The following is a 17431-nucleotide window of genomic DNA, read 5'->3' on the forward strand; positions in this document are numbered from 1 at the left end:
GATGAAAACGGGGCACATAAAACATGGATATATGCCCGGTCTCAGGGCAAAGGGTGGAAACGGGGCACATAAAACACGGATATGTACCCGGTCTCAGGGCAAGGGGTGGAAACGGGGCATATAAAACATTGATATGTGCCCGAAAAAGCCAGAGGATCAAGATTTCGGTCACATACATCCAAAACAATTGGGTTATAACCAAATCTCCGCTCTAAAGGTGCTCACAAATGAGCAAATTCCCTATCAGTTTTTAAAAGAAGGAGGGTTTCAACATGTTTAAAATGATGAAGGAAGATATAGAAGTTGTGTTTGAACAAGATCCTTCTGCGAGAAGCGCGCTGGAAGTGATTTTGACATATGCTGGATTGCATGCGATCTGGTCTCATCGTTTGGCACATGCTTTCTATAAGCGCAAGTTTTATTTTATCGCAAGGGCCATCTCGCAGATCAGCCGCTTTTTTACGGGGGTTGAAATCCATCCGGGAGCAAAGATTGGCAGAAGGTTTTTCATCGATCACGGGATGGGCGTCGTCATCGGCGAAACTTGTGAAATCGGTGATAATGTGACGGTGTTCCAGGGGGTTACCCTCGGAGGGACCGGCAAGGAAAAAGGCAAGCGCCATCCAACGGTGATGGACAATGCGTTGATTGCGACTGGCGCGAAGGTTTTAGGTTCGATCACGATTGGGGAGAATTCTAAAGTCGGGGCAGGGTCGGTTGTCCTGAAGGATGTGCCGCCGAACTCTACTGTGGTCGGCATTCCGGGAAAAATCGTCATCCAGGATGGCGTCAGGGTCAAAAAGGACTTCAATCATCGCGATTTGCCGGACCCTGTTTCTGACCGCTGCCAGGAGATCGAAAAGGAACTGGTTAAACTAAGAAAAGAACTTGAACTAGTGAAATTACAAGAAGAGATTGAAGTTGTGAAACAAGGAAGGGGCATGGGAAATGGGAATCAAAATTTATAATACACTTACCCGCAATAAAGAAGAGTTTATCCCACTGGAAGAGGGAAAAGTGAAGATGTATGTCTGCGGACCTACCGTCTATAACTATATCCACATCGGAAATGCCCGTCCGGCTATTGTTTTCGACACGGTGCGCCGCTACCTTGAATTCCGCGGCTACGAGGTCAGATATATTTCTAATTTTACAGATGTCGATGATAAACTCATCAAAGCCGCGAACGAACTCGGCGAAGATGTACCGACCATCGCTCAGCGCTTCATCAATGCCTATTTCGAGGATGTCCACGCACTTGGCTGCAAAAAGGCCGATGCACATCCAAGGGTGACCGAGACAATGGATTTGATCATCGAATTCATCGGTGCCTTGATTGAAAAAGGCTTTGCCTATGAGTCCGGCGGGGATGTCTATTACCGCACGAGGGAATTCGAAGGATACGGTAAGCTTTCCCATCAATCGATCGAAGAGCTGAAGGTTGGAGCAAGGATCCAGGTCGGAGAGAAGAAGAAAGACGCACTTGATTTTGTTCTTTGGAAAACAGCAAAGGAAGGCGAGATTTCCTGGGACAGTCCTTGGGGCAAAGGCCGTCCGGGATGGCATATCGAGTGCTCGGCAATGGCACGTGAATATCTTGGGGATACAATCGATATCCACGCAGGAGGCCAGGACCTTGCATTCCCTCACCATGAAAATGAAATCGCCCAGTCAGAGGCGTTGACAGGAAAGACGTTTGCCCGCTACTGGATGCATAATGGTTATATCAATATCGATAATGAGAAGATGTCCAAATCACTTGGCAATTTTGTCACCGTGCATGACATCATCAAGCAGCATGATCCGCAGGTGTTAAGGTTCTTCATGCTGTCCGTGCATTATCGCAATCCAATCAACTACAGCGAGGAGCTGCTTGAAAATACGAAGGCTGCCTTCGAGCGCCTGAAGACTTCCTATCAGAACCTGAAACACCGCATGGATGCAAGTGCTGAATTGACCGATAACAATCAGGAATGGCTCGATAAAATCGCTGCGCTCCGCAGTCAGTTCATCAAGGAAATGGACGATGATTTCAATACAGCAAATGGTGTGTCCGTATTGTTCGACCTATCGAAGCTGTCCAATCTGTACCTGATGGAGAAGAATACTTCTGCAGTAGTGATCCAGTCATTCATCAATGAATTCGAAGCTTTATTCGGCGTTCTCGGTCTGTCACTGAAGGATGAAGAGCTGTTGGATGAAGAAATCGAGGCACTGATCGAAAAAAGGACCCAGGCACGGAAGGAAAGGAACTTCCAGCTGGCAGATGAAATCCGTGACCAGCTGAAGGAAATGAACATCATCATTGAGGACACTCCTCAGGGCATCAGATGGAAAAGAGGCTAAATGATGCTGCATTACGAAAAACGAGTGGATGAAAAACAATTGAACAGCCTTGCGCTTGCTTATATGGGTGATGCGGTGTACGAACTGTATGTCCGGCATCACCTGCTGCACAGCGGGAAGGTGCGGCCGAACCAGCTGCACAAGGAAGCGACCGCTTATGTTTCAGCAAAATCACAGGCGAAGTACCTCCATAAATTGATGGAAATGGAAGAGCTGTCAGAACATGAGATGGCCATTGTCAGACGGGGCCGCAATGCGAAATCAGGCTCAGTCCCGAAAAACACCGATGTCCAAACATATCGTTACAGTACAGCCTTTGAGGCCTTGATCGGCTCTTTGCATCTGGCAGGGAATGAAAGACGGATAGAAGAACTGATTGCCAAAGTATTTGCACTCGCTGAAGAATAGATAGGAGGAAGGGTTCCAGATGAGCCAGAGACAAAAGCAAAAACAGAACCGGAACACCAGGCAGAAGCAGGATGACGATAAAAACCGGAAACCTGCGCGGAACCTGGCGCAGAAACCGGAAGACAAACCAAAGAGAAAACAAGCCAGGAACCAGGACCATGATACAAAGCGTGTCCAGAAACCCGCAGTTGGCCGTGACATGAAGCAAAGGCAAAAACCTGAACATGAGCGGGAGCAAAACGAAAACCAGGATTATATCATTGGCAAAAATCCAGTCATCGAAGCACTGAAATCAGATCGTGACATCAACAAGATCCTGATTGCGGAAGGCTCCCAGAGCGGACAAATGCAACAGGTCATCGGAATGGCAAGGGAAGCCAATGTCATGGTTCAATTCGTCCCGAAAAAGAAGATCGACCAGCTTGCTGATGGCAATCACCAGGGTGTCATCGCCCAGGTAGCAGCCTACGAATATGCGGAGATAGATGATCTGTTCGCGGCAGCGGAAAAGAAAAATGAGGCTCCTTTCTTTTTGCTCCTTGATGAAATTGAGGACCCTCACAATCTTGGATCAATCATGAGGACAGCTGATGCTTCAGGAGCGCATGGAATTATCATTCCTAAGCGGAGAGCTGTGGGACTGACGTCTACAGTAGCAAAACTATCTACGGGTGCAATCGAATATATCCCGGTTGCGAGGGTCACGAATATGGCACAGACAATCGATGAACTGAAGGAACGCGGTGTCTGGATTGCCGGAACCGATGCATCGGCGAAACAGGATTATCGCCAAATGGATGGCACATTACCTTTGGGTCTGGTAATTGGCAGCGAAGGAAAAGGCATGGGAAGGCTGATCCGGGATAAATGTGATTTCCTATTGAGCCTGCCGATGGCTGGACATGTGACTTCCTTGAATGCATCAGTGGCCGCAGCGCTTTTGATGTATGAAGTTTACCGCAAACGTCAACCTCTAGGGGAATAGGAATGGATATCCTGCTTGTTGACGGCTACAATATTATCGGCGCATGGCCGGAACTGGTCAGCCTCAAGAAGAAAGAACTCTCAGCGGCCAGGGACAGGCTGGTGGAAATCATGGCTGAGTACCAGGCTTATACCGGCTATCGCGTCATCATTGTTTTCGACGCTTATTTTGTATCAGGCACACAAAAGAAATATAAAAATTATAAAGTGGATGTAATTTTTACAAAAGAAAATGAAACGGCAGATGAAAGGATTGAAAGGCTGGCAATCGAACTAAGCAACCGCCAAACGCAAATTCATGTAGCCACCTCAGACTATACCGAGCAATGGGCGATTTTTGGACAGGGAGCCTTACGGAAATCAGCAAGGGAGCTGCTTAATGAAACAAATTTAATCAGTAAAAAAATAGAAAAAAGCGTGAAAGTGATCCAGGAAAAGAAGCCAAGTGCAAAGATTCCGCTTACAAAAGAAGTGGCAGAAATTTTTGAAAAATGGCGCAGAGGAGAGCAATGACCTGTTGACGCCTTAAAAAAGCCTGCTGTATAATATTTCTAACTGTATGTGCGGGCGGGGGGATCGAAATGAGTGCTGACATCGGGAATCGTTTAAATGACGCTTATTTATTGCTGGAAGATGAAGAAATTGTTGAAGCAGTTCACAGAGGAGAAAGTGATGCACTTGATTTTCTGATTCACAAATACAGGAACTTTGTTCGGGCGAAAGCACGTTCATATTTCCTGATTGGAGCAGATAAAGAGGACATCGTGCAGGAAGGAATGATCGGGCTATATAAAGCAATCCGTGATTTCCGGGAGGACAAGCTAACATCATTCAAAGCATTTGCAGAACTATGCATTACCCGTCAGATCATTACGGCCATCAAGACGGCCACAAGGCAAAAACACATCCCGCTTAACTCCTATGTTTCCCTGGACAAGCCGATTTATGATGAAGAATCGGACAGGACACTGATGGATGTTTTATCCGGAGCCAAAGTGATGGACCCCGAAGAGTTATTTATCAATCAGGAAGAGTTTGACCAGATTGAAGTGAAAATGTCAGAGCTGCTGAGTGACCTTGAACGAAAAGTGCTCGCATTGTATTTGGACGGACAATCCTATCAGGAAATTTCCGAAGAGCTGAATCGCCATGTCAAATCCATCGACAACGCGCTTCAGCGTGTGAAGCGGAAGCTTGAAAGGTATCTTGAACTGAGAGAGCTGTCAGTATAGGCGAAATTGACGAAAAATAGCCATAAAACTGACTTTTACTCCCAAAAGCTCTTATTGACACAATCTATCAGCCGTGTTATCTTTTTAAAGATATAATAGATGGCGGTTTCATAGAATTCCGCCTATTGAAGCGGGTGTAGATGTCAATGAACAACAAAGTGACTCTTGCTTGTCAGGAATGCGGGTCCCGCAATTATTCCACTACGAGCAACAAGCAAACGCAAACGGAACGGCTGGAGCTGAAAAAGTACTGCAGCAACTGTGGTGCCCATACAGTTCATAAGGAAACGAAATAAGGTTTTCAGATAGATCATCATATGGAATTCCGATAAGTTGGAGGTTACAAAATGCAGCGCATCACTAAGTTTTTCAGTGAAGTTGGACGTGAAATGAGAAAGGTCAGCTGGCCTAGACGCAAGGAACTGACTCGCTACACGATTACAGTTCTGTCTACAGTTGCTTTTGCTGCTCTGTTCTTCGCAGTGTTAGACCTTGGTATTTCTGAATTGATTCGCTTAATTCTTGAATAACCACTGCACACTCATGGTATAATGGAAAATATAAACGCAGGACAAGTTTAAAAGCCCGGATAACGGGTTTTTTATTTGCTTGAAAAAAATTCACCATTACATTAGATGTTGTATAGCTCCAGTGCCTAGCCCCTCGAGGTCGCTTCGGTCCAGTCAATGAAGTCAAAGAACGACTTCACTGCCTGGCCCTCCAGCGCTTGTCGGGGCTGACCAAGGCACTTACGCTTTTCTAGTGCATTTGGAAATGGGGAGGGACGGACGATTTAGTCCTCGATAATGGAAAAGAATTGGTATGTAGTGCATACTTACTCGGGCTACGAGAACAAGGTCAAGACGAATCTTGAAAAGCGTGTTGAAACAATGGGCATGCAAGATAAGATCTTCCGTGTGATCGTTCCTGAAGAAGAAGAAACAGATTTCAAAAATGGCAAAAAGAAAGTTGTGAAGAGAAAGACTTTCCCTGGCTATGTTTTAGTAGAGTTGGTCATGACAGATGATTCCTGGTATGTTGTCCGCAATACGCCAGGCGTAACGGGCTTCGTCGGCTCTGCAGGTGCTGGATCAAAACCTACACCGCTGCTGCCTGAAGAAGTAACTTTCATCCTTAAGCGCATGGGCGTTGAAGAGAAGAAGGTAGATGTCAACTTCGAACTTGGCGAGACAGTACAAGTCAGCGAAGGGCCGTTTGCGAACTTCACGGGTACAATCGAAGAGATCGATAAGGATAAAGCGAAGCTTAAAGTTCTTGTCAATATGTTCGGGCGCGATACTCCGGTTGAGCTTGAATTTTCCCAGATTGAAAAATTATAATCTGAAATAACTTGAAATCAACTTTAAAAAGTGTTAATATTTCATAGGTCAGTATGTCTTGGACGATTGACAGATATATGTCAAGTTCTTTATTTTATATAAAGACTTTTTATTATGAGTGGGAGGGGAAAATCCCCTATTACCACATCACGGACTTTAAGGAGGTGTGTCTCGTGGCTAAAAAAGTAATTAAAATGGTTAAATTGCAAATCCCTGCTGGCAAAGCCAATCCGGCACCACCAGTTGGACCTGCACTAGGTCAAGCCGGTGTTAACATCATGGGATTCTGTAAGGAATTTAACGCTCGTACAGCTGATCAAGCTGGATTGATCATTCCGGTTGAAATCACGGTTTTTGAAGACCGTTCATTTACATTTATTACGAAAACTCCTCCTGCTGCAGTTCTTTTGAAGGTAGCAGCTGGAATCCAGTCTGGTTCTGGTGAACCAAACCGTAATAAAGTAGCAACAGTCAAGCGTGATAAAGTACGTGAGATTGCTGAACAGAAAATGCCTGACCTGAACGCAGCTAGCGTTGAAGCAGCAATGCGCATGGTTGAAGGTACTGCACGCAGCATGGGAATCAATATCGAAGACTAATTTCTGCTGCAGAGGATGAATGGGTTGCGGAGCTGAATTAGATTTCACCCGCAACCTTTTGTCTGAAACGGCGCCTTTATGGCGCCTTCGCTTTTCAAGCTCTGGTGCCGTCAAGGTGCCACCGCTTTCGTTGTCTAGCTCCGACGTATGGCCTATGTGCCATTGCGTCTCCGCTTTTCAAAGTGGGAGGTTATTCCGTTAAAACCACAATACAGGAGGAACTAAAAATGGCTAAAAAAGGTAAAAAGTATCTTGAAGCTGCTAAGCTTGTAGATCGCTCTCAAGCATATACAGCTGCTGAAGCAATTGAGCTTGCTAAAAAGACAAGCACAGTTAAATTTGACGCTACTGTTGAAGCTGCTTTCCGTCTGGGTGTAGACCCTAAGAAAGCTGACCAGCAAATCCGTGGAGCGGTTGTGCTTCCAAACGGAACTGGTAAAACTCAACGCGTTCTTGTATTCGCTAAAGGCGAAAAATTAAAAGAAGCAGAAGCTGCTGGTGCAGACTATGTTGGCGATGCAGAATACATCAACAAGATCCAGCAAGGCTGGTTCGACTTTGACGTAATCGTTGCTACGCCTGACATGATGGGTGAAGTTGGTAAGCTTGGTCGCGTATTGGGACCTAAAGGTTTGATGCCAAACCCTAAGACTGGCACAGTTACTTTTGATGTAACAAAAGCAGTTAACGAAATCAAGGCTGGTAAAGTAGAATACCGCGTTGACAAGTCTGGTAACATCCACGTACCTATCGGAAAAGTTTCTTTCGAAGACAACAAGCTTGTTGAAAACTTCAACACAATCTTCGAAACAATGATGAAGGTCAAGCCAGCTGCAGCTAAAGGAACATACATGAAGAACGTTACGATCTCTACTACAATGGGACCTGGCGTTAAAGTTGATCCTTCAACTGTAAAATAATAGTATTTGACAATCAACGAAGGATTGTATATAATTCTTCTTGTTGTGAAAATAGAATTACATTTGTACCGCAGACAGCAGGGGCTTAATGCTTAATATCCTGCCGAGGTCATACGATAGAGCAACATACTTGCTATTGTATACTTCCTCCGCGTCTGCCTTGATGCGGAGGTTTTTATTTGATCGGTATAAATGCAGAAATCTACAGGAGGTGTAAGGATGAGCGCAATTATCGAAGTGAAAAAGCAAATCGTTGACGAGATTGCTGGCAAACTTAAAGAAAGTAAATCAACTATCGTCGTTGATTACCGTGGACTTTCAGTTGCTGAAGTAACTGAACTTCGTAAAGAGCTTCGCGAAGCTGGTGTTGAATTCAAGGTTTACAAAAACTCTATGACACGCCGTGCTGCAGAAGCTGCTGAACTTGCTGACTTAAACGCATCTTTAACAGGCCCTAACGCAATCGCGTTCAGTACTGAAGATGTCGTTGCACCAGCTAAGATTCTTAACGAATTCGCTAAGAAGCATGAAGCCCTTGAAATCAAGGCGGGCGTAGTTGAAGGCAACATCGTTACAGTAGAAGAAATCAAGGCACTTGCAGATCTGCCATCTCGCGAAGGTCTACTTTCTATGCTACTCAGCGTACTTCAAGCTCCAATCCGCAATCTTGCTCTTGCTGCAAAAGCTGTTGCAGAACAGAAAGAAGAGCAAGGCGCGTAAGCTAAAAATAATTACCGTTTAACAATAAAAAACTAACCTATTAGGAGGAAACAAATCATGACTCAAGAACAAATCATTGAAGCAGTTAAAAATATGACTGTTTTAGAACTTAACGATCTAGTAAAAGCAATCGAAGAAGAATTCGGCGTAACTGCTGCTGCACCAGTAGCAATGATGGGTGGAGCTGCTGCTGGCGGCGCTGCTGAAGAAAAAACTGAGTTTGACGTAGTTCTTGCATCTGCTGGCGACCAGAAGATCAAGGTTATCAAAGTTGTTCGTGAAATCACAGGTCTTGGTCTTAAAGAAGCGAAGGAAGTTGTTGACAACGCTCCTAAAGCTCTTAAAGAAGGCGTTTCTAAAGAAGAAGCTGAAGAAATCAAAGCTAAGCTTGAAGAAGTTGGAGCTAACGTCGAAGTTAAGTAATCAACCTTACAATAAAAAGCTCGCTGCTAAAGCGGGCTTTTTTTTCGCTTTATATCTTTGTAGTTGAATCAAGTTAAATGACCTTAACTCCGAGAAGTGTCTAGCTTCAGCGCCTAGCCCCTCGAGACGCTTCGGTCCGATCAATGAAGTCAAAAAACGACTTCACTGATCGGCCCTCCAGCGCTTGTCGGGTCTGACCAAGGCGCTTCCGCTTTTCGATTTTTTGCTTTTTAATCACAAAGAGTTTATAATACCGCAGTAGCAATGCAATCCGCGATCGCATTCTTCAAATGAGTCCCCGTGGAGGTGAGAGATTTTGACTGAACATTATTACTCCCGCAAACCCAGCACTGAAAGCAATCCTGTGAAATGGCAAAGCGAATTGAAGGGAAACACCTTCCGTTTCAAGACGGACAGCGGCGTTTTTTCAAAAAAGGAAGTCGATTTTGGTTCGAGATTATTGATCGATACCTTCGAACTAAAGAAAGCTGATGGGATGGTTCTCGATGTAGGCTGCGGCTATGGACCGATCGGACTTTCAATTGCCAGGGCCTATCCAGAAGCGATGGTCCACATGGTGGATGTCAATGAAAGAGCGATTATGCTTGCGAAAGAAAACGCGTCCGAAAATAAAGTGGACAATGTGAAAATCTATGAAAGTGACCGGCTGAATGGAGTGGAAGAAGACGGATTCGATGCAATCCTCACCAACCCGCCGATCCGAGCCGGCAAAAAAATCGTTCACGATATATTCGAACAAAGTTTTCAGCGTTTAGCTGAAGGCGGAGAGCTCTGGGTGGTCATCCAAAAAAAACAGGGTGCTCCATCAGCGATGGAAAAAATGAAAGAACTTTTTGGCGATGTAGAGGTTGAGGCGAAAAGTAAAGGATACTTTATTCTCAAATCTGTTAAATGTTGACGTGAGAAAACCGCTATGTTAATATTATAAAATGCCAATATATTAGTTTTCTTTTCAATTGCTATTTTCATCGAAAGTTGTATAATTTTGGGCATAAAGGGAAAACTAACAAAATAATTGTTCGTTGCAGGAAATGTGGTTTTTAGGTGAAAACCCTTTTTCTTTTTGTCTTTTGAAATGGAGGAAACTTCATGGACAAGACAGGGATAGATGAATAATAACGCTTGATTTGAGGGGTGAATCAGTTGACAGGTCAACTAGTTCAGTATGGACGACACCGCCAACGTAGAAGTTATGCTCGCATCAGTGAAGTTTTGGAATTGCCGAATTTGATTGAAATTCAAACCTCTTCCTATCAGTGGTTTCTTGATGAGGGCCTCCGTGAAATGTTCCAGGACATTTCACCGATTGAAGACTTTACTGGTAACTTATCGTTAGAGTTTATCGATTACAGTCTTGGCGAACCGAAATATCCAGTGGAAGAATCAAAAGAAAGAGACGTTACTTACTCTGCACCATTGCGGGTAAAGGTCCGCCTTGTAAACAAGGAAACAGGTGAAGTAAAGGACCAGGATGTCTTCATGGGCGATTTTCCGCTTATGACAGAAACTGGCACGTTTGTCATAAACGGTGCTGAAAGGGTTATCGTTTCCCAGTTAGTGCGTTCACCAAGTGTGTACTATAGTGGGAAACTTGATAAGAACGGGAAGAAAGGGTTCACTGCAACCGTTATTCCTAACCGCGGCGCCTGGTTAGAGTATGAAACAGATGCCAAGGATGTTGTATATGTAAGGATCGATCGTACGAGGAAGCTCCCTGTTACGGTTCTTTTGCGTGCATTAGGGTTCGGTTCTGATCAAGAAATCATTGATCTGATCGGTGATAACGAATATATCCGTAATACTCTTGAAAAAGACAATACGGAAAGTACGGAAAAAGCGCTTCTTGAAATTTATGAGCGTCTCCGTCCTGGCGAACCGCCTACAGTTGACAATGCAAAAAGCCTTTTGGTATCAAGATTCTTTGATCCAAAGCGCTATGACCTTGCAAATGTAGGGCGTTATAAAATCAACAAAAAGCTTCATATTAAAAACCGTTTATTCGGGCAAAAGCTTGCAGAAACATTGGTGGATCCTGAAACAGGAGAAATCATCGCAGAAAAAGGCGTCACTCTTGACCGCCGTACTTTGGATAAGATCATCCCTGCGCTTGAGAACAATGTTGGCTTCAAGACAATCAGCCCTTACGGCGGCGTGGTTGAAGAGGATGTAACGCTTCAAAGCATTAAAATCTACTCACCGAACGATGTTGAGGGTGAGAAAGAGATTAATGTTCTAGGAAACGCCTATGTCCCTGAACCGATCAAAAACATCACGCCTGCTGATATCATTGCATCCATCAGCTACTTCTTTAACTTGCTGCATGGTGTTGGCGACACGGATGATATCGACCATTTAGGTAACAGACGTCTTCGTTCTGTTGGCGAACTATTGCAGAACCAATTCCGTATTGGTTTGTCCCGAATGGAGCGTGTAGTCCGTGAAAGAATGTCCATCCAGGACACAAACACGATTACACCACAGCAATTAATCAATATCCGCCCGGTCATTGCGTCCATTAAAGAGTTCTTTGGAAGCTCACAGCTTTCACAGTTCATGGACCAGACAAATCCGCTGGCTGAATTGACACATAAGAGGCGTCTTTCTGCATTGGGACCTGGTGGTCTTACACGTGAACGCGCAGGCTTTGAAGTGCGTGACGTTCACTACTCCCACTATGGACGTATGTGCCCGATCGAAACGCCTGAAGGTCCAAACATCGGTTTGATCAACTCACTTTCAAGTTTCGCGAAGGTTAACCGCTTCGGATTCATCGAGACTCCGTACCGCCGTGTTGATCCTGAAACAGGTAAAGTGACAAGCCATTTCGATTACTTAACAGCTGATGAAGAAGATAACTATGTAGTGGCACAGGCGAATGCTCGTCTTGCTGATGATGGTTCCTTCGTTGATGAAGAAGTAATTGCCCGTTTCCGCGGTGAAAATACTGTTGTCATGCGTGACCGCGTCGATTACATGGACGTATCACCGAAGCAGGTTGTATCCGCAGCCACTGCGTGTATCCCGTTCCTTGAAAACGATGACTCCAACCGTGCCCTAATGGGTGCGAACATGCAGCGTCAGGCTGTTCCATTGATGCAGCCTGAAGCACCAAGAGTCGGAACTGGAATGGAACACGTTTCTGCCAAAGACTCCGGAGCTGCAGTCATCTGTAAGCATGAGGGGATTGTCGAGCATGTGGAAGCCCGTGAAGTCTGGGTACGCCGCGTCAAGGAAGTAGACGGACAGGAAGTCAAGGGTGACCTTGATAAGTACCGTATGCTGAAGTTCATCCGTTCCAACCAGGGAACATGCTACAACCAGCGCCCAATCGTAAGTATTGGCGACCGTGTAACCAAAGGGGAAATCCTTGCAGATGGCCCGTCAATGGAAAAAGGTGAACTGGCACTTGGCCGTAACGTCCTTGTTGGCTTCATGACATGGAATGGTTATAACTACGAGGATGCGATCATCATGAGTGAGCGCCTCGTTAAAGACGATGTATATACATCGATCCATATAGAAGAATATGAGTCAGAGTCCCGCGATACAAAGCTTGGACCTGAAGAAATCACACGTGATATCCCGAACGTCGGGGAAGATGCATTAAGAAACCTTGATGAGCGCGGAATCATCCGTGTCGGTGCTGAAGTAAAAGATGGAGATCTTCTAGTAGGTAAGGTAACACCAAAAGGGGTTACTGAATTGACTGCGGAAGAACGTCTCCTTCATGCAATCTTTGGTGAAAAAGCAAGGGAAGTGCGTGATACTTCATTGCGTGTTCCACACGGCGGCGGCGGGATTGTCCTTGACGTCAAAGTGTTCAACCGTGAAGATGGCGACGAGCTTCCTCCTGGTGTAAACCAGCTTGTCCGTGCATACATCGTTCAGAAGCGTAAGATTTCTGAAGGTGACAAAATGGCAGGACGCCACGGTAACAAAGGGGTTATCTCAAAAATCCTTCCGGAAGAGGATATGCCTTTCTTGCCGGATGGAACACCAGTCGATATCATGCTTAACCCACTAGGGGTACCATCACGTATGAACATCGGACAGGTGCTTGAGCTTCACCTGGGCATGGCTGCGCGTTACCTTGGAATCCATGTTGCATCTCCTGTTTTCGATGGTGCCACTGAAGAGGATGTCTGGGCGACAATCGAGGAAGCAGGCATGGCAAGGGACGCTAAGACCATCCTTTATGATGGCCGTACAGGCGAACCTTTCGATAACCGTGTATCTGTCGGTGTCATGTACATGATCAAGCTTGCCCACATGGTAGACGATAAGCTTCACGCTCGTTCTACTGGACCATACTCACTTGTTACGCAGCAGCCGCTTGGCGGTAAAGCCCAGTTCGGCGGACAGCGTTTCGGGGAGATGGAAGTTTGGGCGCTTGAAGCATACGGCGCTGCATACACATTGCAGGAAATCTTAACTGTCAAGTCCGATGATGTTGTTGGACGTGTTAAAACATATGAAGCGATTGTTAAAGGTGAAAACGTACCAGAACCAGGTGTTCCTGAGTCATTCAAAGTATTGATGAAAGAGCTTCAGAGTCTTGGTATGGACGTAAAGATCCTTTCAGGCGATGAAAAAGAAATCGAAATGCGCGACTTCGATGAGGATGAAGAGATGCAGCATGCTGAAACATTGACAATTGCTCCTGAAGCAGAAGAAATGGATTCAGAAAAAGTGGGAATGAAAGAATAGGTCCATCTAATTGGCACACGTGTACAAACAGTTGAATAACAGTATTGTCCACGTGTGTTCCTTTTTGGATGGCCATAAGGGTAAAACCCTAGATTAAAAGGGAGGTAGGCCCCTTGCTAGATGTTAATAATTTTGAGTACATGAAAATTGGCCTCGCTTCACCAGACAAGATCCGTTCATGGTCTTTCGGTGAGGTTAAAAAGCCAGAAACAATCAACTATCGTACTTTAAAGCCAGAAAAAGACGGCTTATTCTGTGAGCGGATCTTCGGACCGACAAAAGACTGGGAATGTCACTGCGGAAAGTACAAGAGAGTCCGCTACAAGGGCGTTGTCTGTGACCGATGCGGTGTTGAAGTAACTCGTGCAAAAGTCCGTCGTGAAAGAATGGGACACATTGAGCTTGCGGCTCCTGTTTCTCACATTTGGTATTTCAAAGGTATTCCTAGCCGCATGGGACTAGTCCTTGACATGTCTCCGCGTGCACTTGAAGAAGTTATTTACTTTGCTTCGTATGTGGTAACGGAAACTGGTGACACTGCTCTTGAAAAGAAGCAATTGTTATCAGAGAAAGAATACCGTGCTTACCGTGAAAAATACGGCAATAAGTTCCAGGCTGCCATGGGAGCTGAAGCAATCAAAAAGCTGCTTTCTGATATCGACCTTGATAAAGAAGCAGATATGCTGAAGGAAGAATTGAGAACTGCACAGGGCCAGCGTCGTACTCGTGCGATCAAGCGCCTTGAGGTAGTAGAAGCATTCCGTGGATCAGGCAATGAGCCATCATGGATGATCCTTGATGTTCTCCCTGTTATCCCGCCGGAACTTCGCCCGATGGTACAGCTTGATGGCGGCCGTTTCGCAACGTCTGACCTGAATGACCTGTATCGCCGTGTAATCAACCGTAATAACCGTCTTAAGCGACTTCTTGACCTTGGTGCTCCAAGCATCATCGTCCAGAACGAAAAGCGTATGCTTCAGGAAGCTGTTGATGCGCTGATTGATAACGGCCGCCGCGGACGTCCGGTAACCGGACCAGGTAACCGTCCATTGAAGTCCCTTTCTCATATGCTGAAGGGTAAACAAGGTCGTTTCCGTCAAAACCTTCTTGGTAAGCGTGTTGACTACTCTGGCCGTTCTGTTATCGTCGTAGGGCCTAACCTGCACATGTACCAGTGCGGACTGCCAAAAGAAATGGCTCTTGAGCTGTTCAAGCCGTTTGTCATGAAAGAACTTGTCCAAAAGGGCTTAGCCCATAATATAAAGTCTGCCAAGCGTAAAATCGAGCGCGTCCAGCCGGAAGTCTGGGATGTACTTGAAGATGTCATCAAGGAGCACCCAGTATTGCTGAACCGTGCACCGACTCTTCACAGACTTGGAATCCAGGCATTCGAGCCGACATTGGTAGAAGGACGAGCAATCCGTCTTCACCCGCTCGTATGTACAGCATATAACGCTGACTTCGACGGTGACCAGATGGCTGTCCACGTTCCGCTTTCTGCTGAAGCACAAGCAGAAGCACGCTTGTTGATGCTTGCAGCACAGAACATCCTGAACCCTAAGGACGGCAAGCCAGTTGTAACTCCTTCACAGGATATGGTATTGGGTAACTACTACCTGACACTTGAAAGAGAAGGCGCTGTCGGTGAAGGTATGGTCTTCAAGGATACAAACGAAGCATTAGTTGCCTATCAAAATGGCTATGTGCATCTTCATACACGTGTTGCTGTTGCCGCATCATCACTTGGCAACCAGACATTCACTGAAGAGCAAAATGGCCAGCTCTTGATCACGACTGTTGGTAAGTTGATTTTCAATGAAATCCTTCCAGCGTCCTTCCCATATATCAACGAACCTTCCAAGCAAAACCTTGAGGAGAAAACTCCTGAGAAGTATTTTGTGGAAAAAGGCGCTGATATCAAGGAAGTTATCAAGAGTATGCCATTGGTTGATCCATTCAAGAAGAAAATTCTTGGAAACATCATTGCTGAAGTTTTCAAGAAGTTCAAGATCACCGAAACTTCAAAAATGCTTGACCGTATGAAGGGACTTGGCTTCACATACTCCACTAAAGCGGGTATTACGGTCGGTGTGGCTGATATCGTGGTTCTTAAAGAGAAGCAGGAAATCATTTCAGAAGCACAAACGAAGGTCGATAATGTTCTTAAGCAGTTCAGACGCGGTTTGATTACCGAGGATGAGCGTTATGACCGTGTTATTTCTATCTGGAGCCAGGCGAAGGATAATATCCAGGCGAAGCTGATGAAATCACTGGATAATTCCAACCCAATCTTCATGATGAGTGACTCCGGTGCCCGTGGTAACGCGTCCAACTTCACGCAGCTTGCTGGTATGCGTGGTCTGATGGCCAACCCGGCGGGACGGATCATCGAATTGCCGATCAAGTCAAGTTTCCGTGAAGGTCTTACAGTATTGGAGTACTTTATCTCTACTCACGGTGCTCGTAAAGGTCTTGCCGATACAGCACTTAAGACTGCGGACTCAGGTTACCTGACACGCCGTCTTGTAGACGTAGCCCAGGATGTCATCGTTCGCGAAGACGATTGCGGAACAGACAGAGGCTTGTTTATCAAATCTCTTAAAGATGGTACTGAAGTAATCGAACCTCTTGATGAGCGATTGATTGGCCGTTATGCAAGAAAGGCAATCAAGCATCCTGAAACAAAGGCTGTAATTGTACCTGAAAATGGCTTGATTACAGAAGACCTTGCTGTTGAAGTAACAGAAGCAGGTATCGAAGAAGTTTGGATTCGTTCTGCATTCACATGTAATACACGCCACGGCGTATGTAAGAAATGTTACGGACGCAACCTGGCAACTGGCCAGGAAGTCGAAGTTGGCGAAGCAGTCGGCATCATTGCTGCGCAGTCAATCGGTGAGCCGGGCACACAGCTTACAATGCGTACATTCCATACCGGCGGTGTTGCAGGAGACGATATCACACAAGGTCTTCCGCGTATCCAGGAATTGTTTGAAGCGCGTAATCCTAAAGGTCAGGCTGTCATCTCTGAATTGGAAGGTGTCGTAGTAGGCATCAACGAAGGAAAAGACCGTCAGCAGGAAATCGTGATCCAGGGTGAAATCGAAAGCCGCACATACAATGCGCCATATACAGCACGCCTAAAGGTTGCTATAAATGACCATGTTGAACGCGGTCAGGAACTCACTGAAGGTTCAATTGACCCTAAGGAACTTTTAAGAGTCAAAGATGTTCAATCCGTGCAGGAATACCTATTGAAAGAAGTTCAAAAGGTATACCGTATGCAGGGTGTTGAGATCGGGGATAAGCACGTAGAAGTAATGGTTCGCCAGATGATGCGCAAAATCAGGGTAATCGACGCTGGTGAAACGGATGTACTGCCAGGCACATTGCTTGAAATCCATCAGTTCACTGACGCGAACCGCAAAGCGCTTCTTGAAGGTAAAATGCCTGCAACAGGACGTCCAGTATTGCTTGGTATCACAAAAGCATCACTTGAGACAGATTCATTCCTGTCCGCAGCATCCTTCCAGGAAACAACAAGAGTGCTTACAGATGCAGCGATCAAAGGCAAGCGAGATGAACTTCTCGGCCTGAAAGAAAATGTTATCATCGGTAAACTTGTTCCAGCAGGAACTGGTATGCAGCGCTACAGAAGAGCTGAGCCAATCTCAACGGAAGAAGAAAATGCTGAAGATGCCATCACTGTAGAATAAAGTAAAAGCGCGGTA

General features: G+C 45.6%; 16 protein-coding genes and 1 other annotated feature. All 16 genes read left to right on the forward strand.

All coding sequences use genetic code 11. From position 1 onward, the window contains the following. The first annotated feature begins 272 nt into the window (after positions 1-272). The 16 genes from cysE to rpoC all read left to right on the forward strand — a co-directional run bounded on the left by cysE (position 273) and on the right by rpoC (position 17416). A complete protein-coding gene (cysE, locus tag QNH36_RS00610) occupies positions 273-968 on the forward strand; it encodes a serine O-acetyltransferase (protein WP_144481276.1) in 696 nt (231 codons plus the stop codon). Next, positions 949-2346, forward strand: coding sequence for a cysteine--tRNA ligase (gene cysS, locus QNH36_RS00615; protein ID WP_283904459.1), 1398 nt, complete (start codon positions 949-951; stop codon positions 2344-2346). Before cysE ends, cysS begins: the two co-directional genes overlap by 20 nt. Before the next feature lie 3 nt (positions 2347-2349). After that, positions 2350-2754, forward strand: a complete 405-nt coding sequence (locus QNH36_RS00620; RefSeq protein ID WP_144481290.1) for a Mini-ribonuclease 3 — start codon at positions 2350-2352, stop codon at positions 2752-2754. A 199-nt stretch (positions 2755-2953) separates the two neighbouring features. Further along, the gene (rlmB, locus tag QNH36_RS00625; RefSeq protein ID WP_144481289.1) at positions 2954-3739 is read left to right on the forward strand and encodes a 23S rRNA (guanosine(2251)-2'-O)-methyltransferase RlmB; all 786 of its coding nucleotides are present in this window, start codon (positions 2954-2956) and stop codon (positions 3737-3739) included. Between the two features lie 2 nt (positions 3740-3741). Next, a complete protein-coding gene (locus tag QNH36_RS00630; protein ID WP_144481274.1) occupies positions 3742-4251 on the forward strand; it encodes an NYN domain-containing protein in 510 nt (169 codons plus the stop codon). 68 nt (positions 4252-4319) lie between these two features. Beyond that, positions 4320-4970, forward strand: a complete 651-nt coding sequence (gene sigH / locus QNH36_RS00635; RefSeq protein WP_079504287.1) for an RNA polymerase sporulation sigma factor SigH — start codon at positions 4320-4322, stop codon at positions 4968-4970. A 146-nt stretch (positions 4971-5116) separates the two neighbouring features. Next, positions 5117-5266, forward strand: a complete 150-nt coding sequence (gene rpmG, locus QNH36_RS00640) for a 50S ribosomal protein L33 (protein ID WP_079504286.1) — start codon at positions 5117-5119, stop codon at positions 5264-5266. A 51-nt stretch (positions 5267-5317) separates the two neighbouring features. After that, positions 5318-5500: a preprotein translocase subunit SecE gene (gene secE, locus QNH36_RS00645; RefSeq protein ID WP_144481273.1), complete on the forward strand. Its 183-nt coding sequence runs from the start codon at positions 5318-5320 to the stop codon at positions 5498-5500. Between the two features lie 276 nt (positions 5501-5776). Then, positions 5777-6310 (forward strand): transcription termination/antitermination protein NusG, encoded by a 534-nt coding sequence (gene nusG / locus QNH36_RS00650; RefSeq protein ID WP_144481272.1) that lies wholly within the window; start codon positions 5777-5779, stop codon positions 6308-6310. 173 nt (positions 6311-6483) lie between these two features. Continuing rightward, positions 6484-6909, forward strand: a complete 426-nt coding sequence (gene rplK, locus QNH36_RS00655) for a 50S ribosomal protein L11 (RefSeq protein ID WP_144481271.1) — start codon at positions 6484-6486, stop codon at positions 6907-6909. A gap of 227 nt (positions 6910-7136) precedes the next feature. Continuing rightward, a complete protein-coding gene (gene rplA / locus QNH36_RS00660; protein ID WP_125482148.1) occupies positions 7137-7829 on the forward strand; it encodes a 50S ribosomal protein L1 in 693 nt (230 codons plus the stop codon). 50 nt (positions 7830-7879) lie between these two features. Further along, positions 7880-8016 (forward strand) — a sequence feature (ribosomal protein L10 leader region). 32 nt (positions 8017-8048) lie between these two features. Further along, complete coding sequence (rplJ, locus tag QNH36_RS00665) at positions 8049-8549, forward strand: 50S ribosomal protein L10 (RefSeq protein ID WP_144481270.1); 501 nt, start codon at positions 8049-8051, stop codon at positions 8547-8549. Positions 8550-8606: 57 nt separating this feature from the next. Then, positions 8607-8972: a 50S ribosomal protein L7/L12 gene (gene rplL, locus QNH36_RS00670; RefSeq protein WP_144481269.1), complete on the forward strand. Its 366-nt coding sequence runs from the start codon at positions 8607-8609 to the stop codon at positions 8970-8972. A gap of 316 nt (positions 8973-9288) precedes the next feature. Then, on the forward strand, positions 9289-9891 hold the full coding sequence (locus QNH36_RS00675; protein WP_144481268.1) for a class I SAM-dependent methyltransferase: 603 nt from the start codon (positions 9289-9291) through the stop codon (positions 9889-9891). Between the two features lie 245 nt (positions 9892-10136). Then, entirely contained in the window at positions 10137-13700 is a 3564-nt protein-coding gene (rpoB, locus tag QNH36_RS00680) for a DNA-directed RNA polymerase subunit beta (RefSeq protein WP_144481267.1), read from the forward strand. A 113-nt stretch (positions 13701-13813) separates the two neighbouring features. Further along, entirely contained in the window at positions 13814-17416 is a 3603-nt protein-coding gene (gene rpoC, locus QNH36_RS00685) for a DNA-directed RNA polymerase subunit beta' (RefSeq protein ID WP_144481266.1), read from the forward strand. Positions 17417-17431 lie beyond the last annotated feature (15 nt).

The sequence above is a fragment of the Mesobacillus sp. AQ2 genome, from assembly GCF_030122805.1.
GTDB lineage: Bacteria > Bacillota > Bacilli > Bacillales > Cytobacillaceae > Mesobacillus > Mesobacillus oceanisediminis_A.